Source organism: Chlamydia sp. 04-14 (assembly GCF_036632095.1).
Taxonomy (GTDB): domain Bacteria; phylum Chlamydiota; class Chlamydiia; order Chlamydiales; family Chlamydiaceae; genus Chlamydia.
Map to the genome: position 1 here is coordinate 375,180 of NZ_JAPYKW010000001.1, position 24,491 is coordinate 399,670.

A 24,491-nucleotide genomic window follows, 5' to 3' on the forward strand; every position below is an offset into this window, starting at 1 on the left:
GTCATGGATTTAGTTGATGCACATTTACATCTTTCTGACGAAGCTTTTATGGAAGATGCTACTGATGTTATTCACCGTGCAAAAAATTCCGGAGTTTCCCTCCTCGTTAATGTAACAACAACCATTGACGAGCTGAATAAATCTTTTGACTACGCAGAGCGTTTCCCAGAATTGCGTTTTTGTCATGTTGCTGGGACTCCACCTCAAGATGCCCATACAGATATAGACGAGCATTTTCAATACTTTCAAGATTTAGCTCAGGCTGGGAAATTAGCTGCTATTGGGGAAGTAGGTTTAGATTATTGTTTCGGGGAAGATGATTCCGCCAAAGAACGTCAGAAAGAGGTGCTAAAGAAATACCTGTCTTTAGCTTTAGAATGCGAGTTACCTTTGGTTGTGCATTGTCGTGGTGCTTTTGACGATTTTTTCCATATGATAGATCAATATTATCATCATGATGAACGCTCTTGTCCCGGCATGCTGCATTGTTTTACAGGCACTTTAGAAGAAGCCAAAGAGCTCATTTCTCGTGGATGGTATGTTTCTATTAGTGGGATTGTTACATTCAAGAATGCTCAGGATTTACGTTCTGTAGTTGCCCAAATCCCTCTTGATCATTTGTTGATAGAAACAGATGCTCCTTTCCTAGCCCCAACGCCTTATCGTGGTAAAAAAAATGAGCCTGCTTACATAGCCTATACGGTTGAGGCTATTGCTAATATTCATGGTATCGACTCTCAAGAGCTTGCAGATATAGCTCGGGGTAATGTTTTACGATTTTTAGGGGGTCGTAAAAAAGGTTAGCCTTATCTCTGATTTGTTATTAAAAATAGCTTCACATAATTCTATTTAAGCTTTTATGGTTGCTAGAAAAAGAGATTGTGAAATAAAGGCTTACGATGAACGAAAGGGAAGCATGTTCTGAGATGACTCAGAAGCCATGGAAGTACTACACCAGCTTTGTTTTACGTTGTGTTCATTCTTTAGCAGGAGTTGCATTTACGTTGTTTCTCTGTGAGCATATGTTTACGAATATGCTTGCTTCTTCTTATTTTAATGAGGGAAAGGGATTTGTTCAGTTGGTGAGTAAATTCCACCAGATTCCCGGTCTAAAGATCATAGAAATCACCTTTTTAGCGTTGCCTTTTATCACCCACGCTATCATAGGTATAATTTATCTTTTCCAGGCTAAAAGTAATTCTGGGACATCTGACGGTAGTAAGCCTGCATTAGCTTATGCGAGAAATATTGCTTATACTTGGCAGAGAAGAACGGCGTGGATTTTACTTTTTGGGCTTATTTTTCACGTTGTTCAGTTTCGTTTTCTTCGTTATCCTGTTCACGTAGAGCTGCATGGACAAACATATTATGTTGTGGATATTAATTCCTCTCGCTATTCAGCGATAGTTCGTGGCACGAAAGGATTTTTCACTATAAATTTCTCAGCTCCTCAAACGGGAACCATCCGTTTGGATAAAGAGGATCTTGAAGGTAGCGCTGTTTCTAAATTGTCAGAAAATAAAGAATATCTTCTTACGCCTAATGTAGGGACGGCTTTTCTCTATATTGTTCGTGATTCTTTAGGATCCTTATGGATGGCTATTTTCTATACTATACTTGTGATAGCTGCTGCATTTCACGGGTTTAATGGTTTTTGGACATTTTGTTCCCGATGGGGTGTTGTTATATCTTTACGGTCTCAGGCTCTTTTACGTAATTTGTGTTATTTTGCCATGGTTGTTGTTGCTGCCATGGGTGTTAGTGTGATTTGGAATTTGTATAGCGTGGCATAAGATTATGGAAGCACAGGGTTGTAGAGTTATTGTCGTCGGCGGTGGTTTAGCAGGATTATCAGCGGCCATGAAATTGGCAGATTACGGTATCGTTGTTGATCTTGTATCATTGACAAAAGTGAAAAGATCTCATTCTGTATGTGCTCAGGGGGGAATAAACGCTGCTCTTAATCTTAAACATGAAGAAGCAGATTCCCCCTATATACATGCATACGACACGATCAAAGGTGGTGATTTCCTAGCAGATCAACCGCCTATTTTAGAAATGTGTTTGGCAGCACCTAGGATTATCCGTATGTTGGATAATTTTGGATGCCCTTTTAATCGTACTCCTAATGGAGAATTAGATGTGCGTAGATTTGGAGGGACTCTATATCATCGTACGGTATTTTGTGGAGCTTCTACGGGACAGCAGCTCATGTATACCCTGGATGAACAGGTGCGTCGTCGAGAAAGTCAGGGGAAAGTTAACAAATTTGAAAATCATGAATTTGTAAGATTAATTACTAACAGTGCTGGAAGGACCTGTGGGATTGTATTAATGAATTTATTCAATAATCGTCTGGAAGTTCTTAAAGGAGATGCTGTTATTTTTGCTACAGGTGGCCCTGGAGTTATTTTCAAAATGTCTACAAACTCGACATTTTGTACAGGGGCAGCAAATGGACGGTTATTCTTACAGGGAATGGACTATGCAAATCCAGAGTTTATTCAAATTCATCCTACAGCAATTCCTGGTATTGATAAGCTACGGTTAATATCTGAATCTGTTCGTGGTGAAGGTGGTCGCGTTTGGGTTCCTGGAGATGCTTCAAAAACAATTACCTTCCCTGATGGTTCGCAACGCCCCTGTGGAGAAACAGGAAAACCTTGGTATTTCTTAGAAGAGATGTATCCTGCTTATGGGAACTTAGTTAGCCGTGATGTAGGTGCTCGAGCTATCTTACAGGTATGTGAAGCAGGATTGGGAATCGATGGACGCATGGAAGTCTTTTTAGATGTCACTCATCTGCCAGCTTCCACACGACATAAGCTAGAGGTCGTTTTAGATATCTATAGGAAGTTTACTGGAGAAGATCCTGATAAAGTTCCAATGAGAATTTTCCCAGCTGTCCATTATTCTATGGGTGGTGCTTGGGTAGATTGGCCTGCTGCGGATGATCCTGATCGCGATAGCCGTTACCGTCAAATGACAAATATCCCAGGATGTTTCAATTGTGGAGAATCTGATTTCCAATATCACGGGGCGAATCGTTTAGGAGCAAATTCATTATTATCTTGTTTATATGCAGGGCTTGTTGCTGGAGAAGAGGCCGCACGTTTCATAACTGCTTTTGGCTCTTGTCCAACAACCTCTACAGATTTTTCTGATGCTCTTCAGCAAGAGAAGGAAGAAAATGCTCTTTTGCTTTCAAGAAGTGGAGGGGAGAATATCTTTGTTTTACATGAAGAGATTGCCAAAGTTATGGTTAGAAATGTTACTGTGAAACGAAATAACAAAGATTTAAGAGACACTCTAGAACAGTTGAAAATGTTTAGAGAGAGACTCCAAAAGGTTTCCGTGCATGATTCTTCTCAGTTTGCCAATAAGACGTTTCATTTTGTGCGTCAGATGGGGCCTATGATAGAACTAGCATTAGCGATTACAAAAGGAGCGCTATTGCGAGATGAGTTCCGAGGTTCTCATTATAAAGAAGAATTCCCTAAGCGTGATGATGTTCATTGGCTAAAGACAACGCTAGCGTCGTATTCTCCTGAAGAACCTGAGATTACTTATAGGCCTGTAGATACACGTCATGTGCAACCTACATTACGAGATTATACAAAATCTTCGACAGGGAAAATCGAGTTTGCCAACGTTCCTGAAATCATTCGTTTGCCCATATAAATAAAGAGAGGACTATGGATATTCCTGAGACTTTTATATTGAAAATCTATCGGGGAACCCCGGGAAAACAATATTGGGAAAGTTTTGAATTGGTATTACATCCAGGAGAGAATGTAATTAGTGCTCTTATGGAAATCGAAAAACGTCCTGTAAATACTCTAGGGGAAACAGTGAATCCCGTTGTGTGGGAACAAGGATGTCTGGAGGAAGTTTGTGGTTCTTGTTCATTATTGGTAAACGGTACGCCTCGTCAGGCATGCACTGCGCTTATAGAAGAGTACATAAAAGAAACAGGATCTCGAGAGATTGTTTTAGCTCCGTTAACGAAGTTTCCATTAATTCGTGATCTTATTGTCGATCGTTCGATCATGTTTGATAATTTACAAAAGATTCAGGGTTGGGTAGCTGCTGATACCGATGGGGAAAATTGTGGCGTGAAGGTATCGCAAGAACAGCAGGAGCTGATGTATGCCCTATCTATGTGTATGACATGTGGATGTTGTACCGAAGCTTGTCCTCAAATTAATGAGCATAATGATTTTATTGGGCCGGCAGCTATTGCTCAGGCACGTTTGTTTAATACATATCCTGGAGATAAGCAGTCTAAAAAACGTTTACGCACGCTTATGGGGAAGAAAGGTATAGAAGGTTGTGGGCAAGCACACAACTGTGTACGTGTATGCCCTAAAAAACTCCCATTAACAGAAAGTATTTCTGCAATGGGAAGAGAAATTTCTAAATATTCTTTAAAATCTTTATTTCGTTCGATTTTCCAAAGAAAGAAAAAAGATAATGATGAGGATTAGAAAAAGCCTTTAGGCATATGACTACGGTATCCTGGAGGCGGTGGCATACCATAATCTATAGGATTTGCATAGAGTGTCCAAGGTCTTGATACAGAAAGTAATTTGTCTATGTTTTCCAATGGATATCCTTGCAAACCGGCATAATTAAATTGCCAAAGGTCAATTTCTTGAGTTCCTGGATGAAGAATAAATCCGAAGTAGCTGTACGCCCAATTAGTGTCTCCAAAGAGTAGTGGAGCCGGATAGGCGAGGTTATGATGGCGCATAGCTGTTGCTAATCTTAAGAAGATGTCCTCTTCAAAATACAACTGTTGATAACTTTCCATCATCAATCCTTTAAAAAGATGACGAATTTCTCCCGATGATAATAAGGAGAAACTAGGAATAAATCGTTCTATGAGTTTCTTGAATTTTTCATAGGTAATTCGCGATGAAATCCCCAAATAAGAGCAAACGTTGTCTAAAACTTCAGGGAGTTGTTGATCAGAGGTATAGGGAATATCTTGCACAATTTGATGAGATAAGCGTCTCTGATATAAGGAAAAGATATCTTTTGATTTTGGTAGAATTTCTTTTAAAAATCGCGAGGCTTTTTCGTAGAGTTCGGGGAGTAATAAAGAGTGATCAGAGCAGAAATCATGAAAATCATAAGTAAACTTTTCTAGACTATATTTCGTGCAGAATCTTTCTATAAATGTATAGATTCCCTGTTGATTTAATACAGTGTCAACTAGGAAATCTTGATGATTTTTTACCCAAACATCACGTAACCAAGTATAGCTATACCAGTCGTTATTCCATGCTTCACGAAATAAGGGAGACCCTGCAATTACAGAAAACACATGTGTTGGAGATGAAGCTATCAATGAGTGAGAGCCATCTTCTAAATAGCTTTTTATTGCTGACGGGAGATCTTTTAAAGCGTCTGAAAAAAAAGCAGCTAACTCATGAGCGTTTTCAGGATGTTTTTCGATGTGTGTGAGTTCTTCAGAATTTTCGAAGTAATCTTTTAATAAAGTTTCTACTGTTCCTCCAGAAACATATACCCAAGGTGTATGAGAAATCTTGTCTAAATTATTAAGAACAGGTTCGGGTACAGGAAGGTTATATCCTTCAAGGATGCGTGTTATAGTAGCTTCTTGAAAAGAGTTTTTATGGAGGGAAGAAATGATACGATGGATAAGAGCTGAAGTTTCTTTTTCTAATCCTAAAACCCCGTGTTTTCCTAGAAGCTCTACTTCTGTTGAAGAAAAGAATTCTGATAAAAAACTGATGAATTCATTAATCGAATAGATGGCAGACCATGTGTTTGGATGACTTCTTCCATGAGTAAAAAGAATACGAAATCCTGCGGGAGAATCTGCGTAAAGATGAGAGAATTCTTGAATGAAGGCATCATAAGAACTGCGGAAATATTGCGGAATAATCTTTGTATAAAAAGAGAGTAGAAAATTAGGGAGAGCGAAGAGTTTTTTTGCTTTTTCTTGAGCGGTATCCCAGTCATAGAGAGCTTTGTTGAGCTCTTGACGAAAGCGCATATGGTCCATGACCAAGATCTTATTGTCTTGTTCATTTAAGGGATTTCTCATGCGGCTTTCTATGTATTCAAGCTGAGCACGAGCTTCGTTATAAGTTTGCTCACATTGCTGTATAAGATCGCGAGCATTATCGACTTCTTCCTCTACAAACGTTTGGATAATATGGGCTAGGCTATTAGGATCATCATGATGCCAACCTAGAGCTACACGAATATGATTTAGTGTTGATGAGTCATTAGAATCGGCGAGGGTTGCTAATGTATATTCCCAGGATTTCAGTAGGGGATTTTGTGTATCACCGATAAAGGCAGATTTAGCTTGTTCGTATGCTGTGAGATAACTGTAGACTCTTTGTGTTTGTGAGAGCTTATGAGAATTCTCAATCGAGAAAAAGACCTGCTCCTTACTGTAGACCCCTTCTTGAAATAAAATGGAACGTACCGAGTTGGCTGTAATTTGATAATGATGCAACAACGTGCTTTGAATGACTTCATTAGCTGTTATAACATCATCGACATGCTGTAGTTTCTTTAGAAGATATTCATGAGCCAAGATTTGTTGAACACGAACTTGAGGGTCATCTAAAGTATCCACGATACCAGCAGCTGCGAATGCTCGTTGTAAACCTGGAGATGCTGAAAGTTTTGCTATAGGATCGGGATATAAGTCTAATATTCTTAGTGGCTTGAATAATTCCCCAATGCATCCTGATAGATTTATAGGCACGGAGATTTCTCTTGTGCCTATGATTCTTGTAAGTTTCCCTGAAGTCAGTAGATCATCAATATCTTTTATGAATAGCGTAGGATATTCTTGATGAATGACAATAGCAAAAGCAGTTGCAAAGCAAGAGCCAACATCTTGACGTAGGTAACAAAACATTGCTGTGAGTGCTGCTTGACGTGCATGAATAGGCGTTAAGGCAATCTCAGGAGGCAAAGCTAAAGTATTGCGAATGAGATCTTGAATACTCCTATAGGAGGGAACAAAGAGCTTTTTGATTCTTTCTTTAATCTCAGATTCTTGTTTGATAGCTTGAAGCATTTTCAGGAGATGTTCTCTAGGCTTAGCTTCATTATGTCTATGAGGGCCTAGAGGGTAGAGACATTTTGTTAGATGTTCTATAGCTTTTACGACTTTAGCTATATCGATCTCTCCATTTTCTGCGAGAATATAATGAGCTGCATTTCTTGCTATAGTGAGATTTTTCGCTGCTAGAGGGGATTGTAGGGATGTCGTCTGATAAGCACGAAATAGATCATTATCTTCTGAGCAGAAGATCTCTTCTAACTCATTATGCTTTTGCTTAAGAACTAGTGAATCAAAAACAAAAAAATCCAGTCGTGACATAGGAAATACAGAGGAAACTTTGGGCTTTTCCTATGTCTTATCATGAATTCCTGGTTTCTGTCAGCAAACGATTCCCTGAAGGAAAACTCAAGAAAAGTTATTTTGGGAGGAAAAGATTATTAGTATTCATAGAATGAACAGGATGGATGCTACAGGTAAATCATAAGGCAAAGCACATAAAAACCTTCGAGAACTACTGCTGGGAAGTTTTTATCATTTTGTAAGAAAAGTCGTTAACGGATAACATGTTCCGTTTTAATTTTAAACTAATGAGTTTAAGTATGAGTATACAGGAACATCTAAAACCTTACTGTCCTACAGTTATGCAATTTGTGCAGACTCACCAGTCAAAATTATCAAAAATCAATAAAAGCTTCATAGCTCTTGTTATTATTGGGACTGCTTTAGTTTTGATTAGCTTAGCGGTAACTTCACCAGCGTTTGTAACTGTTATTTCTGGAATCACTATCGTTGGCGTTGTTGCTCTTGTAATTTCAGCAATGTTGTTATGGTTAGGGAAAGGGCCTAAATTACTTTCAGAACCTGGTAGTGAAAGTATAACCATTGAAAATCTCCACTTAACTGAAAGACAAGAAACTTAAGGTTCCATCTATTTGTGATTGTGTTTCTTTATTGAGCATTTCTGTAAGAGTTTCTATGAAATTCTCTGAATTTAAAGGTGCTAAAGGATCTTTAATGAGCTCTTCAATAGGTAGACGCATGAGATATTCAGTTAGTTCATAGTTCCCTGTAATGCAGACAAGAATATCCCCGGGTTCTATCTTTTGCTTGGTGGGTGAGGTAAGACGGAAAAATGTTTCCTGCCTTTTTAAAAAGGTTATAGGAGGCGTCTCTCCTACAGATAGAATGGACAACGTAGTGTCTATTGAACAGTAGCGAATAAAAGTCATGGAGACTGTCGCTTCATCACCCTCTGTGGTTTTCCCAAAGGCATCAAAAGTATTCGAGCTTATTTTCTCTAAAGAAGAAGAAAGATTTGCATAAGCAAGGAATAAACTTCGTGCAGATAGGGCATAAAGATAGGATGGTAGTCCTATATCTCCAGCAAGTCCCACAACGCCAATTAGATTCTGCTCAGGAATGGAGGCTTTCCAACCATAAAAATGGCCGGATAGCTGAATACCCTGAAGGTGTTTAGATATAAAAGAGACATTAGGAAATTCTGGAAAAGTAGGACTGAGTAGAGTTTGCTGTAGGGAGGCAAGAATAGCCAATTCTTTCTGGAGCTTATCTCCAGAGGTATGTTCGATTTCTGCTTTTTCTCTTGAATTGAGGAGTAATAGTAATGTGCAGTTAAAGATGTTCCCTAATTCATTAATTTCATATCCATAAGGTTGTGGTTCATAACGGATATTATGATTTCCTCTCCATGCGGCTTCCATACATGTTGTCAGTTCTTGAATCGGCTGATTTAACCGTTTATTAATTTTTGTGAGTATCCATCCCATTAAGATAAAAGCTAAAGAATAGAAGAAGATTACATTCAGAGGAAGACGGATAGCCTTAGCGATGAACCAAGAAAGCGGAATGATAGATAGGGTATAGGTTCCCTGGATAGGTAGTTTATTTAGAACAATCCCTAGATATTTTTTATTGTTTATTTTTACGCTTATCAGATTGTGTTCTTGCAGTATTTTTGGGGCTATTCTAACGGGAATAGCTTGTTTCCTAGCAGTGATTTTAGGAAGGTTGGCAATATCTACAGAAAATACTTCTGAAGAGAATTTAGGATTTGAAGCGAAGAGCACTTCTCCATATTTGTTTAAGAGACAGATATCTTCATTTTTTAAATGCAGAGACTTAAATAGGTCCTTTTGTAAGAAATCCATGGGATAGAAACTAACAAGCAATCCTGCGCTTGTTGGTGAGTTCCATACTTCGATATCTTCAGTAATCACAAGATAATTTTTAGAGAAATTCGATGAGGTCTCTGAAGAGATAGTAATGATACATGCCTTTCCTGCAGACATGCTCAACTTCTTTTTTATTTCAGGATGACTTTTTAAATAGTGGATAAATGGATCATGAGGATTTTTTGTTTTTATGTTCCCATCAAGAAGAGGAATTAAACAAAGGGAGAAATCCATATCGGATAGGGCGAACATCTCATTATAAGCTTGGGAGTAGAAATCCTCTGATGATGATGCGTAGGCTTTAAGTGCTAAGGTATTTGCTAAACGTTTTAGGAAGATTTTGTGAATAGTGAGTTTCTTTTCAAATTCTAAGCTGAAGTTTGTCGCATGAGTATGGAGATTCTCCATAAGATTATTTTTTGCTGCTGAAAAAGAAAATAATGACAGAACTATCAGATTCAAAATTAGAGGAATCGGAATTACCAAGAAAAGGAACAGCAAGATGCGTTTGGTAAAAGTTTGTTTCATGAGTCCGATATTTTAAGAATCAGCAAGGTAATGTCATCATGTTGATGGCAATTTCCTACGAAAGTTTTCACAGATAGCATTAAAGAATGCATAGCCTCTTCTGCGCTTTTCCCTACTAAGGTTTCTACAGCGCTTTTTAACCGTTCTTCACCAAACATTTCAAAAGCTTTATTATGAGCTTCTGTAATTCCATCTGAATATAGGACAATCAAAGATCCTGGAGCTGGCTGGAAACTTTCTGTAGGGACATCGGGAATATTAGGAAGAAATCCTAAGGCCATTCCTTGGTGAGAAAGTAGAGAAACATCTCCATTAGGAGATAGGTAACAGGCAGGATTATGACCACAGGAATAAAATTCTACAATTCCCGTTTTATAATTGTAACTGTAGACACAGAGGGTAACAAACATTCCTGAATCAGCAGTGTTTTTATAAAATAGAGAGGATGTTTGTTCTACAGCTTCTTTTATCGAAGGGATTTGTGATAGGAATGTGCGTAGCATATTCTTAAGGAATAAAGAGTATCCACAAGCATGGACACCTTTCCCAGAAGCATCAGCAACGATTAAAAATAACGTAGCTTTATCGCCTTCACCTATAATAAAGGCATCGAAAAAATCTCCCCCTACAGTAATAGCAGGGATATAAGCTTTTGCTAATTCCGTATGAGGATAATTAGGAAGGGTGTTGGGAAGAAGTCTTTGTTGCGCTTGCTCGCCAAGGCGGAGAGCATTTTGAGCACTCTCTTTTATTTCATAATTTTTTTCAGCTAAGGTTTGCTGCTGGTCTAGACTTTGTACCATAGCATTAAAAATATGCCCCAGCCTATTCACTTCGAATCCTAGGGAATCATCAACATAGGGATCTCGAATATTTTCTCTTGTTTGTATGATGACAGTGGCAAGTTTACGAATAGGCAAGGATAATCTTTTAGCAGCGAGATAAGCGATGATACTCCCTAAAACAACGCATAAAAAGTAAGCGAAATAAATTAACGTACGTTTCCAGAAGGAGGAAAAAAGCTCAGCCTTTGTCCCATAAGAAAGAACATGCAAATCCATATTAGGGACGTTAGCGAGATAACTCCATATTTCCCGATTTCCATTTCTAAAAGAAAAAAAATTTGGTTCTATAGATAAGGGAGTTAGTGAGAGAGATTTTAGAGAAATTCCTTTTGGGCATCTACTTTCATCCAAGAAAGTATCGCAAAATTCCTTTTCAGTAACATTAGGGTAAATAGAGCGAAGGTCTAAATCAGGATCAGAAGCTTTTAAGATGATACCATCTTTAGATAAAATAGCTGTTTTTATAGTGAAGTAGGCCTGAGTATTTACAAGAATATCTTCGAGAAATTTTTCAACATTGTGTGTTGTATAAAGAATGCCTAGAAGTTCATGAGTATCATTATCAAAGATATTTACCTGCATTACTGAAAAAACTTCATGACCATCTGAAGATTGTTTAAATGTTGCTGAGAATGGCAAATCATTGGGAATGTCTATTTTATTTTGATAATTTTCCCCAAGATGGTTCGGAAGGCTAGAGGCTACAACAATTTTCTCTCCATTAGACTGGAGCTTAATTAAAGAAATTTCGTCATATGTTGAGCTAAAGATTCTTTGCATTTCATTACTAAGCTCAACATTAGGAACAGAGGGAATCCCCTCATCAAGATCTAGAACTTCTGAAAATAGAGCTAAAACATCAGCATTTAGTGGGACTATTTGCATGAGAGTATCCACTTTAAAAGCAGCATTTTCTTTAAATGCTACGGTAACCGATGAAACTGTAGTGTGGTATTGTCTGAGGTTGAGTAGGACAATATTAATCCCTAGGGGAATTAATATTGCAGCTACACATGCTAACCACAAACGATAGCCTATCGTTTTTGTAAAAGGGATCATCTACATTAAATTAGTAGTTATAAGATGGTATCTACAAGATCGTTCTGATCTTTATAAACCTTATTTTTTCATTTTTTTAAGTATATAGAAAATTTTGCTTAAGCAGACATCTACTATTTAACGTCTCAGGAGAGTTTTATATCTTTTAGCTTGTCTGAGGAAAAAATAAGATGTTTAACAAAGAGATGATATAAAAAGATAATCGCTTTCTAGTCATCCCTAGAAAGCGATATGCGTGCAATTCTATTCTCCAGAAAATGGATTAGAATCTTTAAATAATCCTTCAGGACCGAGTTCTTCTTCTATTGCCATAAGCCTATTATACTTGGCAATACGCTCAGAACGTGATAGAGATCCTGTTTTAATTTGTCCTGTGTTGAAAGCTACAGCAAGATCTGCAATTGTTGTATCTTCGGTTTCTCCGGATCTATGAGAAAGAATAGTCGTATACCCTTGATTATGAGCAAGCTGTATGGCTTCAGAAGTTTCTGTTAATGTGCCAATTTGATTTGGTTTAATTAATACAGCATTAGCAAGACCTCTACTAATCCCATCCGCTATTAATTCAGGGTTGGTAACAAAAAGATCATCTCCAACGACTTGAATATTTTCGCCGAGTTCTGCTGTTAGTAATTCCCAACCATCGAAATCTTCTTCAGCGAGACCATCTTCTATAGAATCGATAGGATAGTGATCGCAAAGATCAGCAAGTATGCTAACTTGTTCTTGGTAACTCTTTCCATCATAGGTTTCTGTTTTTGTATCATAGAAAGAAGATGCTGCGCAATCGAGAGCTAGGGAGATGTCCTCTCCGGGTTGGAAACCAGCTTTTTCGATAGCAAGCACAAGAAGATCTAGCGCTTCAGAGTTAGATTTTAGTTGTGGAGCAAAGCCTCCCTCATCGCCAACTCCTGTAGCTAAGTTTTTATCATTGAGGATATTTTTCAAAGTATGGAAAACATCAGCACCCATCCGCACAGCTTCTTTTAGAGATGTTGCTCCAATAGGACGAATCATAAACTCTTGAAATTGCAAGCCGTTATTTGCATGCATCCCGCCATTAATAAGATTCATCATAGGGCAAGGAAGCACATGAGCGAAACATCCCCCTATATAACGGTAGAAAGAACGTCCTAAAGTAGCTGCTGCAGCTTTTGCTGATGCTAGGGAAACTCCTAAAATTGCATTAGCTCCTAGTTTCTCTTTATTTGGCGTGCCGTCAGCCTCTACCATGATAGAGTCAATTAGGATCTGATCGAATATACTCACTCCTTGTAAGACCGGAAGGAGGACTTCTTTTACATTTTTTACAGCTTGTAAAACACCTTTCCCTTGGAATCGAGAACTATCTTGATCACGAAGTTCTAAAGCTTCTTTTATTCCTGTAGAAGCTCCCGAAGGCACACAAGCTTCTCCGAAAGTGCCTGCGTCTGTAGTTACTTTAACATATAATGTTGGATATCCTCTGGAGTCTAAAATTTCTCTAGCTTGGATATCGGAAATGACAACTTCTAACATGAGTCTTTAATCTCTTTTGTCAAGGGGTTGGATACTAGCTCCCAAAGACCTATTTAACATAATCTGAATGTGCTGATTATATTATCAGATGCGATTACGTGCGGGGAGAGCTTAATGGCAATATTAGGTTCTGATTTTACAAAAAGCAAGCAGATTTCATTTGAGATTTTTGCAATATTTTATGAGAGATAAAGAAGCTGTTCTTTAGCGGCTTTCATTTTATCTCGATATTTTGCAGCCTCGTCAAATCGAAATTCATGAGCAGCTTGCTGCATGAGATTTTCATATTTTTTTATAAGTTTTTCTAATTCTTTTGTAGAAAGTGGAACCTTAGGAGTTTCTTGAGTTTCTTTTTTCCCTCCCTGAGGAATAGGATTAGCAAAGATCGCTTTAATAATGGGCTTAGGCGTAATATCATTTGCTTTATTATAATCCAATTGTATCTGTCGACGACGTTCTGTCTCTTTTAAAGTTTGTTCTATGGAGCGTGTTTTTTGATCGGCGTAGAAAATCACCTTACCCTCTACGTTTCTTGCTGCCCTTCCACAAAACTGTATTAAAGAAGAGGTACTACGTAAAAAACCTTCTTTATCGGCATCAAGAATAGCAACTAAAGAGACTTCAGGTAGATCTAATCCTTCTCGAAGTAAGTTCACCCCTATAAGTACATCAATATTTCCCAAACGTAAGTCGGCAAGAATACGTGTACGTTCTGCAGTTTCTATTCCAGAATGTAGGTAGGCCGCAGCAATATCTAATTCTGAAAGGAATGCAGCGATATCCTCAGCAAGTTTTTTAGTAATAGAAATTACTAAAATCTTTTCCTGAGATTTAGACAGGCGTTTTCGGATCTCCTCAAGTAGGTCGTCTACCTGTCCTGTTGCAGGACGAATTTCTGGAATGGGATCAGGAATGCCTGTAGGGCGAATAATTTGTTCTACAATATGTCCATGACTCTCGTTTAATTCTGTCTCTCCTGGAGTTGCAGATACATAAATTACATTATGGAAATACTTCTGAGCTTCTTCATAAGTCAAAGGACGGTTGTCGTAAGCCGAGGGAAGTCGAAAACCATATTCTACCAAAGATTGCTTTCTAGATAGATCTCCACGATACATTGCTCGTATTTGAGGTAGAGTTTGATGCGATTCATCTATGACTAATAAGAAATCTTCAGGAAAGTAATCTAACAGACAAGCAGGAGGCGCTCCCGGAGGCATTTTTGTAAAATGGCGAGAGTAGTTTTCTATTCCTTTACAGAACCCCGTCTCTTTTATCATTTCGATATCATGAGTAGTTCTATGGAATAACCTATCTTGTTCTATAGGACGATCCTGGAAAAATAGCATACGTTCTTCTAATTCTTCACGTATAGAACGTATAGCTTGTTCTCGCACAGCTTCGGGAGTGACGTAATGTGATCCTGGATAAATAATAGCTGAGGCTACTGATGCCATAGGAATCATAGTCAGAGGATCGCTGTATTCTATAGAGACTAGTGTATCATTGGAAAACTCTAGGCGGATAGCCTGATCACTTTCATAGGCGGGGAAAATATCTATAACGCTACCGCGTTCACGAAATGTTGAACGTTGTGCTACTGGAGAAGCTTGGTAGTTCATTTTTACAAGCCGAGCGGCGAGTGCTATACGAGGATACTCCTTTCCTACTTCTAATTCTAAAGCCATAGAAGCGTAGTTTTCAGGAGAACCAATACCATAAATACAAGATACAGAAGAAACAATTAAAGTATCTCTGCGCTCTAAAATAGATCGTGTTGCAGATAAACGTAGTTTATCGATTTCACTATTGATTAAGAGACTTTTTTCTATGTAAGTATCATTACGAGCGATATAGGCTTCAGGTTGATAGTAGTCATAGTAAGAGATGAAATACTCAACAGCATTATTGGGAAAGAACTCTTTGAATTCTTGGTATAACTGTGCTGCTAATGTTTTATTATGTGCCAATACGAGTGTGGGGCGGTTAACATTAGCAACGACATTAGCAATGGTGAAAGTTTTCCCTGACCCTGTAGTCCCTAAAAGTACTTGCGATTGTGTATTATTACGTATGCCTTCAGTAAGTTTAGCAATAGCTTCCGGCTGATCGCCACAAGGGGAAAAAGCAGCTCGTAATTCAAAAGTCATAGGCATGAATAAGTTATAGCGATAGACGAGAACGCCATTTATGGCTTAACCCTAGGGTATTATGGACTTCTTCCATAGTTTCTTTTGCTATAGCACGCATTTTTTCCGTGCCTTGTTGCAATGCTTCTTGAAGAATTTGAGGTTTTGCTAATAGCTCAGCACGTTTTTCTTTAAAAGGTTGTAAGAAGAAAATTAGCTCTTCAGCAAGACGTGCTTTTACTTCGACATCCTTTATACATCCTTGACGGTAACGTGTTTTAAACTCTTCAACTTCTTCTTTATTAGGATTGAAAATATCGTGATAAATAAATAGGGGATTCCCTTCGACGCGACCTGGAGTCGTGGCATGAATCCGATTTGGGTCGGTATACATTTTTCTGATCTTATCTTTTATAGTGGCATCATCATCAGAAAGATATAGGGCATTGTTTGCTGATTTACTCATTTTGCCTTGCCCGTCAATACCTACTAGAGAGGTAAGCTCTCCTTGTAGAGTTTCAGGTTCAGGGAAAATCTCTCCGTATAAACGGTTGAAATTGCGTGCAATATCGCGTGTTAATTCTATATGAGCTTCGTTATCTTTACCTACGGGAACAAGCTGAGCTTTTGCAAGAAGAATGTCCGCACTTTGTAATACAGGATAACCTACCAGTCCGAAAGACAAGCCTCCTTCTTCAATAGAGGCATTTTTTGCCATTTCTTTAAGACTAGGAATTCCCATGATTCGGTTAATGGAAATTAGCATGGAAAATAGCAAATAGAGTTCGTAAATCTCAGGAATTGCTGATTGTAGGTAAATAGTAGACTTATTTGGATCTATCCCCACACTCAACCAATCTGCAAGAACTTCGTAAATGTGATTATCAACATCTAAAACCTGTTCTTTACGTGTTCGAGTTGTAAGAGTGTGGAGATCCGCAACGATGAAAAAGCAATCGTAGGCAGGGTTATTCTGTAAATCTAAGCGATTTTTTATGGAACCCACCCAATGACCTAAATGCAGCTTCCCTGTTGGTCGGTCACCGGTAAGTACGCGCTTTTTCTTGTTCATAAATCTTTATTTATTGAAAAGATTTCTCTAGTTCTTCGAAATGATTTTTCAATGATACTATATCTTCTTGAATTTCTTGGAGATTTTTCTCTCCCACAGGGTTCTTTTGCGCTTCCAAAAGTCTTGCTAATAGATGACGAATCAAATGGCAGGTGTTTTGAACATCGGTCATTAATAAGAACTCTTGCCCGTCTACTCTAGATAAACGATTCAAAAATACGCAGCGTTCTTGCTGAGATAGCATATCTGATGTAATGAAGTTAATGAATTCACCACGCTCGTGAACATCTTTAGCTACACGAATGAGCATCATAAATTCAGCGATTAGGCTTTGAGCTGCCTGTTTTTGTTCTACAGGAAGTTCGTGAATGAGTTTGCCGTTGATGAGCATTTCAAAAAAGAAATTTGCTGTTTCTTGTTGGCCGTTAGAGCAGTTAAAAACAACATTTTGAAATTCTCGGAATGTAGTGTAGCCAATAGCAGTGGCGAAAATTCTTTTTAAATTTCCTTCAAGAATAAGAAAAACATTATCTTCTAGTTCTAGTGTTTTTGATTTAGCTGCCATATATTAGACCTTTGTATTGGGAAAGAAATTACTTTTAACTTTTTGAAGCTTTTTTATCAATTTTTCAAGGGCAGTATGATCCTCAGGAGATAATTCTGAGCATTTTCTCAATAATTGCGAGCCTTTGGAAAGTATAGCTAGGGCTTGTTTTGCCAAACATGTTTGACGACGATCTGTAGAAATTAAAGGAAATTCTCTTCTGATAATATCTAAGAGCTCTCCTTTGCTTTCTCCACGATAGTTGCGGATAATGGCTTCTTTTTTCTCTTGAGGTCCTTGTCGAGAAGCTAGTGTATAAATTACTTGCCTGGGCATTTTCTCGGCTTCTATTTTCAAAGGTTCGGGAAGAGTAGAAAATAGTTCGTAATATACAAGAAAGTTATAGGGAGTTTGTCGATTCCCATAGGTAATAAGTAGCCAAGCAGAGAAGGCCCCTTCGCGATAAGTTTTTAATAAATCACGGACTTTTTTTATACGTTCCCCGTGCAAGAGCACAGCCTGATGATGGATTTGTTTTATCTGTGCAGAGAGATTACAGAGATTTTTAAAATCCTCTTCGGAAATCTGATCTTCAAATGTATAGTTTTCTAAAAGCTGACGGAACCTTTCTTCTTCTTTTTGGGATAATTTTACATCGGAAAACCTGCTTAAGAAAGGCGAGAGCTCTCCTTCCATACGCTTGCGTGTTAGCGTTTCCATTTTATCTTGAGTATTTTTCCTGAAACGGCTCTCTAACAACGTTTTTAAATTTCCCATAGGATTACATATCCCTCAGTAAAATTAACAATTCTTTGGTCAGATTTAAGTAATCCTCAGAAGCTCGTGCTGAAGGTGCTGTGGCAAATACAGGTTTCCCATGGATTGCTGCTTCAGAAATCGTAATGTCTCTACGGATTTTAGTGTTTAATAGTCTTCCAGGAAATGTCTTATGAATCAAATCAGCAAAAGCGGCGTTGTTTCTTCCGCGATAATTCCAGAAAGAAAGAGCCACACCAAGAATATTCAGGGGATGTCTTGAGGAAATTCCCTGAATAAATGAGGAAAGTCTTTCTAAGCCTTTAACACTATAAAATTCAGGAGTAGCACAAATTAGAGCGTATTGCGCTGCAATTAATGCAGATTCCGTAAGCCAACATAAAGATGGGGGAGTATCAATGATAACATAGTCATACTCATTTTCTACAGAAGCTAAAATATGTTTTAGCCGTTCGTGAGAATAACGATCCGCAGCTAAATTTCCAGAAACTTCAATGCGTTCTAGCCAGGTATCTGCGGGAATTAGATCTAATCCCGTATCTTCAATAGGACGAATCACCTCACGAATATTTTTTTCTCCCTGGAGTACGACGGCTAAGCTATCGTAACAATCGGGATCAAGACCTAGTCCTGAAGTAAGATTTGCTTGAGCATCAAAATCAATAAGAAGCACGCGTGCGTTATGATATTGTGCTAAAGCAGCTCCTAAATGCAGAGTGGTTGATGTCTTTGCTGTGCCACCTTTAAAGCTATTGACAGCGATGGTTTTCATTCGAGATGCTCGTCCTTGGATCTGGGTTTTCTACAATAGTGGAGTTAAACTCAAAGAGTTCTTTTCTTCAAGTATAGTATTTATGAATGTCTCTACTGTCATAGCATTTAAAACTCGGTTGTCTCGGGTGCGTACAGCGAGAGTATTTTCCTCTATTTCCCGATCTCCTAAAGTGACCATATAGTTGACTTGCATATTTTGTGCATTCCGGATTTTCTTGCTTACAGATTCGTTAGAATCATCCACAGTAACTACAAGACCTAATTTTTGCCATGCGGTGGCGAGTTCTTTAGCCCGGGGTTGATGACGATCCGCTACAGTGATCAACCGAATATGTTCAGGGCTTAGCCATAAAGGAAACTTCCCTTTAAAATGTTCGATGAGAATTCCTAAAAATCTCTCAATAGAACCAAACAAAGCACGGTGTAGCATAATAGGAGTACTTTTCTCTCCCTGTGCATTTGTATATTCCAGTTCAAAACGTTCGGGCAAGAACATGTCTAATTGTATCGTTCCGCATTGCCATGTACGTTGAATGGCGTCTTTTACATGAATATCAATTTTTGGTCCGTAAAAGGCGCCATCGCCAGGATTGACGATGAAAGGTGTATTGGAATTTACAAGAGCGCGCTCTAAAGCTGCTGTTGCTAATTCCCATAGCTCATCGCTGCCAATGGTTGCTTTTTCTGGACGTGTGGATAGTTCTAAGTGATATTCAAGCCCGAATGTTGAGTATAATTCAGAAACTAGATTTAAAATATTCAGAGTTTCTTCTTCTACTTGCTCAGGTGTTAGAAATACGTGGGCATCGTCTTGATGGAATGCGCGTACACGCATAAGTCCCGAAAGAGCTCCAGAAATTTCATAGCGATGAACGTGACCAATCTCCGCAACGCGTAAAGGAAATTCCTTATAGCTGTGCAAGCGTGTTTTATAATATAACATACATCCGGGGCAGTTCATCGGCTTAATTGCATAGTCTTCTTCGTCTATTTTTAGAGTATACATGTTCTCTTTGTAGTTGCTCCAATGTCCGGATACTTCCCAAAGACTACGATTCATAAGCTGAGGTGTTAGGATTTGCTTATAACCGGCAAGTTGGTGAAGACGTTTCCAATAACCTATTAAGGCATCCCAAATAATCATGCCTCTAGGATGGAAAAAAGGCATGCCTGCCGAGCATTCTTGTTGCGAAAAGAGATCGAGTTTCGCTCCTAAAACACGGTGGTCACGTTTTTTAGCTTCCTCTAATTGATGAAGGTGTTCTTTTAATTCTTTTGTTGTAGGGAAAGATACACCATAAATTCTTACTAAAGATTCCCGACTAGGATCTCCTCTCCAGTAGGCTGCTGATGTACGCAAGAGTTTAAAAGCTTTTACAGGATTAGTAGAGGGGAGATGAGGACCTCGACAAAGATCCGTAAATTCTCCTTGGGAGTAGGCAGTGATGCTTTCTTCTTCAGGGAGTTCTTGAATTAGCTCTACTTTAAATGGGTTAGATGCGAATTCTTTTAAGGCTTCTTCCTTGTTGCCGAATGTTTTTTTGGATACTTCAAATTTTGCCTGAGCGATTTGTTCCATCATATTTTCGATCATGAGGAAATCGTCTTCGCTTACGGAAAGATTTGCAAAATCATAATAGAATCCTTGATCTATAACAGGGCCGATTGTTGGAATAGCTTTGGGCCAGAGACGTAATACAGCCTGAGCCAAGATGTGAGCAGAAGTATGTAAGAAAATCTCTCGTCCTTGAGGATCCTCGAAGGTGACAAATCTTAAGGTATCTCCTTCTTTTAGGGTTGTGGATAGATCTTTAATTTGATCATTTATGACAACGCCAGCAAAGTAATGAGAATTTTTTATTTTGCTCGCGAAATCAGCAGCAGTAGCGCCTTCAGGCAGCTCAAAAGTTTCATTGTTGCAAATTACGCGGATCATCTTCTCTCCATTAAGAGTTTTTCTAAGTCTGTTATTGTAACGTTTTTCCGGATCAAAGCAAGGGAGTTTTCTTAAAAAAAAACTTAATGTTTAGGTGGGAGGATAAAGGATTTTTTTAGAAGAGTTTATAGATAAAAATATATTTGAGTTGGAGCCAAAGCATTATTCTTTTACAATAGGCTATTTTCTATTCCAGAAATGACTTCTTCATGTCTATTTTTTTAGTATTTTTTACCGCTTTTATCTGGTCCTCATCTTTTGCTTTTAGCAAATTGGCAATGGAGGCTTCAGCTCCTTTATTTGTAACGGGGAGCCGCATGCTTATCGCTGGTTTGGTTTTGGCAGCGATAGTGTTGTGGAAAAAAGGATCTTTGAAATTACCAAAACAGGTTTATATTCCTGTTTTAATTTTAGCCGTAGTCGGATTCTATTTAACGAATGTCTGCGAGTTTTTAGGTTTACAAAACTTATCTTCTTCAAAGGCGTGTTTTATCTATGGACTTTCTCCATTTATTTCCGCTTTGTTTTCCTACATTCAGTTACGAGAAACTGTAACGATTAAGAAAATAGGTGGGTTAAGCCTCGGACTATTCGGCTATTTATCCTATCTATTTTTTGGGGGAGATGGCTCTGCAAATACCTGGAGTTGGCAATTAGGGATTCCCGAATTGCTACTATTGCTAGCAACCTGCTTTTCTGCTTTTGGTTGGACGTTATTAAGAAAAATAGAAAAAAACTGCTCTTTATCGGTAATGGCAATAAACGCCTATGCGATGCTTATTTCCGGAGTGTTATCTTTAGGACATTCTATAATTGTTGAAACATGGAATCCTGTTCCTGTCAGTAACGGAATCGTATTCATGCAGGCAATTTTCTGTCTTGTATTGTTCTCTAACCTTATTAGCTATAACCTATATGCGAAGTTATTGAGAAAATACTCTTCAACATTCCTTTCTTTTTGTAATCTTGTTATGCCCTTATTTTCCGCATTTTATGGTTGGTTATTGTTGGGGGAGAGTCTATCAGGATCTTTGCTACTAGCTGTTGTGTTTATGGTTGTAGGTTGTCGCCTAATCTATCATGAAGAATTTCGCCAAGGCTATATTGTTTCTTAATGTACAGCAGCTTTACATAAAAAAGGCCCAACACAACGGTTGAGCCTTTTCATTATCTTAAGAATATAAACAGAGGTCTTAACTAAAGATCGCTGATGTTGTTTGTGTTTGAGAGTCAGCAATATTTTGTAGAGTTTGCAGGGCAGAGTTGAAGCTTTGTTGCGACTGCTCTTGAAGCTGTTGCGCTTGTCCTGCGTATTGACCCTGAATAGAAGAAAGTTGTTTCAACTCTTCAGCGTGAGCTTCGGCCATACCTGCTTGTCTTTGGTGATGAGCAATTTCAGCACCCATAACACCCCCAACGATCCCATCAATACCTGCTGTGAGAGCGTGAACCATCTGAGACATCTGCATAGATGTAGAAAGGGCTCTACCAGCAAAAGCAGCAGCACGTCCCCCTTGAGTTTTTACTACGTTCATCCCTCGTGAAACTTTATCTTTCCATCCGGGAGTGTTTAATACTTTACCGAATAATCCGCCCGAGCCTTTTGCAGCACCCGCCGTAGCTTTTGCAGTTGCAGCAGCGATATCGTCAGTTAATCCTGCTGCTGCCTTTGCAGCACCTTGAGCTGCAGAACCTGCAACGCCAGAAGCAGCTGTTGTTGCTGTTTTGGTGGCTGCGGTAGCGGCATCTGTAGCAACCTTCGAAGCTTGAGAAGCTGCAGAACTCGCTGCGGATCCCGCAGCCCCTGCTGTTTCTTTTGCAAACGCTGCAGATTTTATTCCTCCTAAGCCTTTTGCTGCAGAAAGAAGACCACCACCGACGGAAACTGCAAAACCAACAATGTTGACAATACCGGAGATCATACTTTGTTTAGCTTGAGTTTCTGTAGCAGCAGCTTGGTGATTTGCTTGAGTTCTAATCGCATTCCCTATTTCTGGAGCCAAAGCTACTTGGTTTTGAATTGCTTGGTTTTGTTGTTGGAACTGTGAAGACCAAGATTTTGCACTAGATTGTGCAAGTAAGGTCATAATGAGCCCCAATAAAGCAAGGGTTCCCATACCTTTTTTGATTACCACACCGTTAACTTCTGTACTATCAGGAACAGGAAGTTGGGGGAGTTCGTAGTTATTTTGCTGCAAACCTTTGGGACCTTTTACAGCTTGAGCTGTAACAGTACTTGATGCGCTAGCTACTGACGTAGATGTAGAAGCTTTACCAGACTTATCAGTTTTAGAACTTTTTGATGTTTGCGAAGTAGATTCTTTTTTAGAGGTTCCCTGAGTTTGTGTCTCCTGGATTAGATCCTCAAAACCTGCAGCTGCAGCCTCTTCTTGAGTTCCTTGAGCATTAGCTGGTTTTTGTTGTCCTTGTGCTTTAGAAGCCGCCTGACTGGCATTTTGTGCAAGCTGAGCAGCTAATGAAGGATCAGTATTGTTATTTCCACTAACTCCTGATGTCATAGCAAAAATGTCCCCTTAATAAATAATTTTTATACTGCTGATGCTAAGCCTGAGCTAATAGCTTGGAAGGCTTTAGCAATCTGAGCACCTAATTTGGTTGCTTGTTGCTGCATTTCATTTGCACTGTCAGTTTGTTTCGCGGCGATTTTACTTGCCTGTTGCCAAAACATCGTAAACATCTTCATCATCTCAGATTGAGCGGTGAGCATTCCTGTTTTTTTCTGAATATCGGCAAGTTCGGTTTGCATTTCGGATAGTTTAAGATCCCCAATACCTTTAACTAGGGCGGGAACGGCAACAACCATCCCCATCCCTGCAGTCACCCATTTGTTTCCTAAAGTGTTTAGGACTTTAGCAAGTTTTGGGAAGGATTTAGCAAGGGCTTTCTGTCCTGTTTGGAAGATCTTAGACATGTTTTTCATTAACGTCTTAATAGCAGCTTTAACAGCTTGTTTAATGATTTGTTTGATCCCTTGTTTTACAGCAGCTTTAACAGCTTCCATAACGGCTTGCTTAACAGCTTGAACAATGGCTGTTTTAACCGCTTGCATCACAGCTTGAACTGTGACCTGTGTTGCGACAGTTGTTGCTACGGATGTTGCGGCGGCAGCACCTGCAGTAGCCCCTGCAGTTGCGGCGGCGGCAGCAGCAGTAGCTCCAGCAGCAGCAGTTCCTATAAGACCTAGACCGCAAGTAAATAGTGCAGCAACAACAGAGATCACGGTGATTGTTACAGAAACAGCAATCATTACAGTGTTTACGGTATTCAGTGTGCTATTACTATCTGCCTTTGATTGAATCTCTTTCATTTTTTGGAATTCTTCACGTTCCGAGTCGATCTTCAATCCTTGAGATTCTAGAGATAGGCGGTTCATAGTTGAAGCTTGGGCTTGTGTACTTTGGTAGTCAGAAAGAGCCGAAGCTGTAGCTTCTCCAAGAGCAGCGATAGCTTTTGCTAAGGCCATGCTAATTTCCATAACTTCCTGTCTAGGTTGAGTTATAGAAGGTTTAGGAAGAGCCGGAGTTTCTAATCCTTGAATAGTGGAATTTGATGTCCCATTGACAACAGAAGCAACTAGTTCTTGAATTTCTTGTAGCTGTGATGAATCTACAGAAGATAAGGAAGAGAGTGTAGTCTCTAATGTTTTGTTTGCTTCTTCAATTGTAGATTGTAGGTTTACAGCTTGGAAAGCAGCAGCGCCGGCAGTTTGATTAGCACCGGCGGCAGCTTCTGCAGATTCAGCCTCTTGCCCTGCGGCAATTCCTTGCCCCGCCATGATATTCTCTGAATTTTGAGCTTCAGAAACGGCGCTGGTTTTTTCTTTGCCTTGTGTTCCAGCAATACCTGCATCACTTTGCATTTCAGCATTTTTCCCCTGTCGGGTTTGCTGAATTTGCTTAGTTTCATTACCAGCGAGTTTATCAGGGGTTGGTACAGCTTGTGGTGTAGAAGCTAGTACCTGAGCCAAGATATTTTTCTGGTTGGTATTGTCTGGACCTGAGGTAGAAAGAGACATCTTCTAATTTACCCTATGTTATCT

General features: G+C 39.0%; 18 protein-coding genes. 6 read left to right on the forward strand and 12 right to left on the reverse strand.

The annotated features are described in order from the left end of the window. Window positions 1-3: 3 nt before the first annotated feature. The 4 genes from O6937_RS01715 (at window position 4) to sdhB (ending at window position 4,487) form a co-directional block, all read left to right on the forward strand. A complete protein-coding gene (locus tag O6937_RS01715) occupies window positions 4-804 on the forward strand; it encodes a TatD family hydrolase (RefSeq protein ID WP_332389958.1) in 801 nt (266 codons plus the stop codon). Between the two features lie 95 nt (window positions 805-899). Then, window positions 900-1,793 carry a succinate dehydrogenase cytochrome b558 subunit gene (locus O6937_RS01720; protein WP_332389959.1) on the forward strand — a complete coding sequence of 298 codons (894 nt, stop codon included), beginning with the start codon at window positions 900-902 and terminating at the stop codon, window positions 1,791-1,793. A 4-nt stretch (window positions 1,794-1,797) separates the two neighbouring features. Continuing rightward, the gene (sdhA, locus tag O6937_RS01725; protein ID WP_332389960.1) at window positions 1,798-3,681 is read left to right on the forward strand and encodes a succinate dehydrogenase flavoprotein subunit; all 1,884 of its coding nucleotides are present in this window, start codon (window positions 1,798-1,800) and stop codon (window positions 3,679-3,681) included. Between the two features lie 14 nt (window positions 3,682-3,695). Next, on the forward strand, window positions 3,696-4,487 hold the full coding sequence (gene sdhB / locus O6937_RS01730) for a succinate dehydrogenase iron-sulfur subunit (protein WP_213241819.1): 792 nt from the start codon (window positions 3,696-3,698) through the stop codon (window positions 4,485-4,487). Here the strand turns inward: sdhB and O6937_RS01735 are convergent. After that, entirely contained in the window at window positions 4,484-7,375 is a 2,892-nt protein-coding gene (locus O6937_RS01735; protein WP_332389961.1) for a hypothetical protein, read from the reverse strand. The two genes, sdhB and O6937_RS01735, sit on opposite strands and share 4 nt — an antisense overlap. Before the next feature lie 281 nt (window positions 7,376-7,656). Between O6937_RS01735 and O6937_RS01740 the strand changes: the two genes are divergently transcribed. Next, the gene (locus tag O6937_RS01740; RefSeq protein WP_332389962.1) at window positions 7,657-7,977 is read left to right on the forward strand and encodes a hypothetical protein; all 321 of its coding nucleotides are present in this window, start codon (window positions 7,657-7,659) and stop codon (window positions 7,975-7,977) included. On the opposite strand, the gene O6937_RS01745 is transcribed toward O6937_RS01740, so the two are convergent. The 9 genes from O6937_RS01745 to thrS all read right to left on the reverse strand — a co-directional run bounded on the left by O6937_RS01745 (window position 7,954) and on the right by thrS (window position 20,431). Further along, window positions 7,954-9,777 (reverse strand): regulator of sigma subunit, encoded by a 1,824-nt coding sequence (locus O6937_RS01745; protein WP_332389963.1) that lies wholly within the window; start codon window positions 9,775-9,777, stop codon window positions 7,954-7,956. The genes O6937_RS01740 and O6937_RS01745 overlap by 24 nt on opposite strands. After that, complete coding sequence (locus O6937_RS01750; protein ID WP_332389964.1) at window positions 9,774-11,681, reverse strand: PP2C family protein-serine/threonine phosphatase; 1,908 nt, start codon at window positions 11,679-11,681, stop codon at window positions 9,774-9,776. Before O6937_RS01750 ends, O6937_RS01745 begins: the two co-directional genes overlap by 4 nt. 243 nt (window positions 11,682-11,924) lie before the next feature. Further along, on the reverse strand, window positions 11,925-13,199 hold the full coding sequence (gene eno, locus O6937_RS01755; protein ID WP_332389965.1) for a phosphopyruvate hydratase: 1,275 nt from the start codon (window positions 13,197-13,199) through the stop codon (window positions 11,925-11,927). A gap of 179 nt (window positions 13,200-13,378) precedes the next feature. After that, window positions 13,379-15,349, reverse strand: a complete 1,971-nt coding sequence (uvrB, locus tag O6937_RS01760; protein ID WP_332390123.1) for an excinuclease ABC subunit UvrB — start codon at window positions 15,347-15,349, stop codon at window positions 13,379-13,381. A gap of 13 nt (window positions 15,350-15,362) precedes the next feature. Then, entirely contained in the window at window positions 15,363-16,400 is a 1,038-nt protein-coding gene (gene trpS, locus O6937_RS01765) for a tryptophan--tRNA ligase (RefSeq protein WP_332389966.1), read from the reverse strand. A gap of 10 nt (window positions 16,401-16,410) precedes the next feature. Next, window positions 16,411-16,965, reverse strand: coding sequence for a CT584/Cpn0803 family type III secretion system protein (locus tag O6937_RS01770; RefSeq protein WP_332389967.1), 555 nt, complete (start codon window positions 16,963-16,965; stop codon window positions 16,411-16,413). 3 nt (window positions 16,966-16,968) lie between these two features. After that, window positions 16,969-17,721, reverse strand: coding sequence for a pGP6-D family virulence protein (locus tag O6937_RS01775; protein WP_332389968.1), 753 nt, complete (start codon window positions 17,719-17,721; stop codon window positions 16,969-16,971). 4 nt (window positions 17,722-17,725) lie between these two features. Further along, a complete protein-coding gene (locus O6937_RS01780) occupies window positions 17,726-18,493 on the reverse strand; it encodes a ParA family protein (RefSeq protein WP_213241803.1) in 768 nt (255 codons plus the stop codon). A gap of 30 nt (window positions 18,494-18,523) precedes the next feature. Beyond that, complete coding sequence (thrS, locus tag O6937_RS01785) at window positions 18,524-20,431, reverse strand: threonine--tRNA ligase (RefSeq protein WP_332389969.1); 1,908 nt, start codon at window positions 20,429-20,431, stop codon at window positions 18,524-18,526. A gap of 209 nt (window positions 20,432-20,640) precedes the next feature. On the opposite strand from thrS, the gene O6937_RS01790 reads away from it, so the two are divergent. Then, complete coding sequence (locus O6937_RS01790; protein WP_332389970.1) at window positions 20,641-21,546, forward strand: DMT family transporter; 906 nt, start codon at window positions 20,641-20,643, stop codon at window positions 21,544-21,546. A gap of 78 nt (window positions 21,547-21,624) precedes the next feature. Here O6937_RS01790 and sctE read toward each other — a convergent pair whose 3' ends face one another. Together sctE and O6937_RS01800 are read right to left on the reverse strand one after the other, a co-directional pair. Beyond that, a complete protein-coding gene (sctE, locus tag O6937_RS01795) occupies window positions 21,625-22,950 on the reverse strand; it encodes a type III secretion system translocon subunit SctE (RefSeq protein WP_332389971.1) in 1,326 nt (441 codons plus the stop codon). A gap of 29 nt (window positions 22,951-22,979) precedes the next feature. Beyond that, on the reverse strand, window positions 22,980-24,467 hold the full coding sequence (locus O6937_RS01800) for a secretion system protein (RefSeq protein WP_332389972.1): 1,488 nt from the start codon (window positions 24,465-24,467) through the stop codon (window positions 22,980-22,982). Between the last annotated feature and the right edge of the window lie 24 nt (window positions 24,468-24,491).

Bases quoted from the DNA above. Each gene is read 5' to 3' on its own strand.
- O6937_RS01800 (WP_332389972.1), bottom strand. From the start codon at position 24,467: ATGTCTCTTTCTACCTCAGGTCCAGACAATACCAACCAGAAAAATATC.
- O6937_RS01775 (WP_332389968.1), bottom strand. From the start codon at position 17,721: ATGGGAAATTTAAAAACGTTGTTAGAGAGCCGTTTCAGGAAAAATACT.
- O6937_RS01720 (WP_332389959.1), top strand. From the start codon at position 900: ATGAACGAAAGGGAAGCATGTTCTGAGATGACTCAGAAGCCATGGAAG.
- O6937_RS01770 (WP_332389967.1), bottom strand. From the start codon at position 16,965: ATGGCAGCTAAATCAAAAACACTAGAACTAGAAGATAATGTTTTTCTT.
- O6937_RS01715 (WP_332389958.1), top strand. From the start codon at position 4: ATGGATTTAGTTGATGCACATTTACATCTTTCTGACGAAGCTTTTATG.
- O6937_RS01750 (WP_332389964.1), bottom strand. From the start codon at position 11,681: ATGATCCCTTTTACAAAAACGATAGGCTATCGTTTGTGGTTAGCATGT.
- eno (WP_332389965.1), bottom strand. From the start codon at position 13,199: ATGTTAGAAGTTGTCATTTCCGATATCCAAGCTAGAGAAATTTTAGAC.
- trpS (WP_332389966.1), bottom strand. From the start codon at position 16,400: ATGAACAAGAAAAAGCGCGTACTTACCGGTGACCGACCAACAGGGAAG.
- sdhB (WP_213241819.1), top strand. From the start codon at position 3,696: ATGGATATTCCTGAGACTTTTATATTGAAAATCTATCGGGGAACCCCG.
- uvrB (WP_332390123.1), bottom strand. From the start codon at position 15,349: ATGACTTTTGAATTACGAGCTGCTTTTTCCCCTTGTGGCGATCAGCCG.
- thrS (WP_332389969.1), bottom strand. From the start codon at position 20,431: ATGATCCGCGTAATTTGCAACAATGAAACTTTTGAGCTGCCTGAAGGC.
- sctE (WP_332389971.1), bottom strand. From the start codon at position 22,950: ATGACATCAGGAGTTAGTGGAAATAACAATACTGATCCTTCATTAGCT.
- O6937_RS01745 (WP_332389963.1), bottom strand. From the start codon at position 9,777: ATGAAACAAACTTTTACCAAACGCATCTTGCTGTTCCTTTTCTTGGTA.
- O6937_RS01790 (WP_332389970.1), top strand. From the start codon at position 20,641: ATGTCTATTTTTTTAGTATTTTTTACCGCTTTTATCTGGTCCTCATCT.
- O6937_RS01735 (WP_332389961.1), bottom strand. From the start codon at position 7,375: ATGTCACGACTGGATTTTTTTGTTTTTGATTCACTAGTTCTTAAGCAA.
- O6937_RS01780 (WP_213241803.1), bottom strand. From the start codon at position 18,493: ATGAAAACCATCGCTGTCAATAGCTTTAAAGGTGGCACAGCAAAGACA.
- sdhA (WP_332389960.1), top strand. From the start codon at position 1,798: ATGGAAGCACAGGGTTGTAGAGTTATTGTCGTCGGCGGTGGTTTAGCA.
- O6937_RS01740 (WP_332389962.1), top strand. From the start codon at position 7,657: ATGAGTATACAGGAACATCTAAAACCTTACTGTCCTACAGTTATGCAA.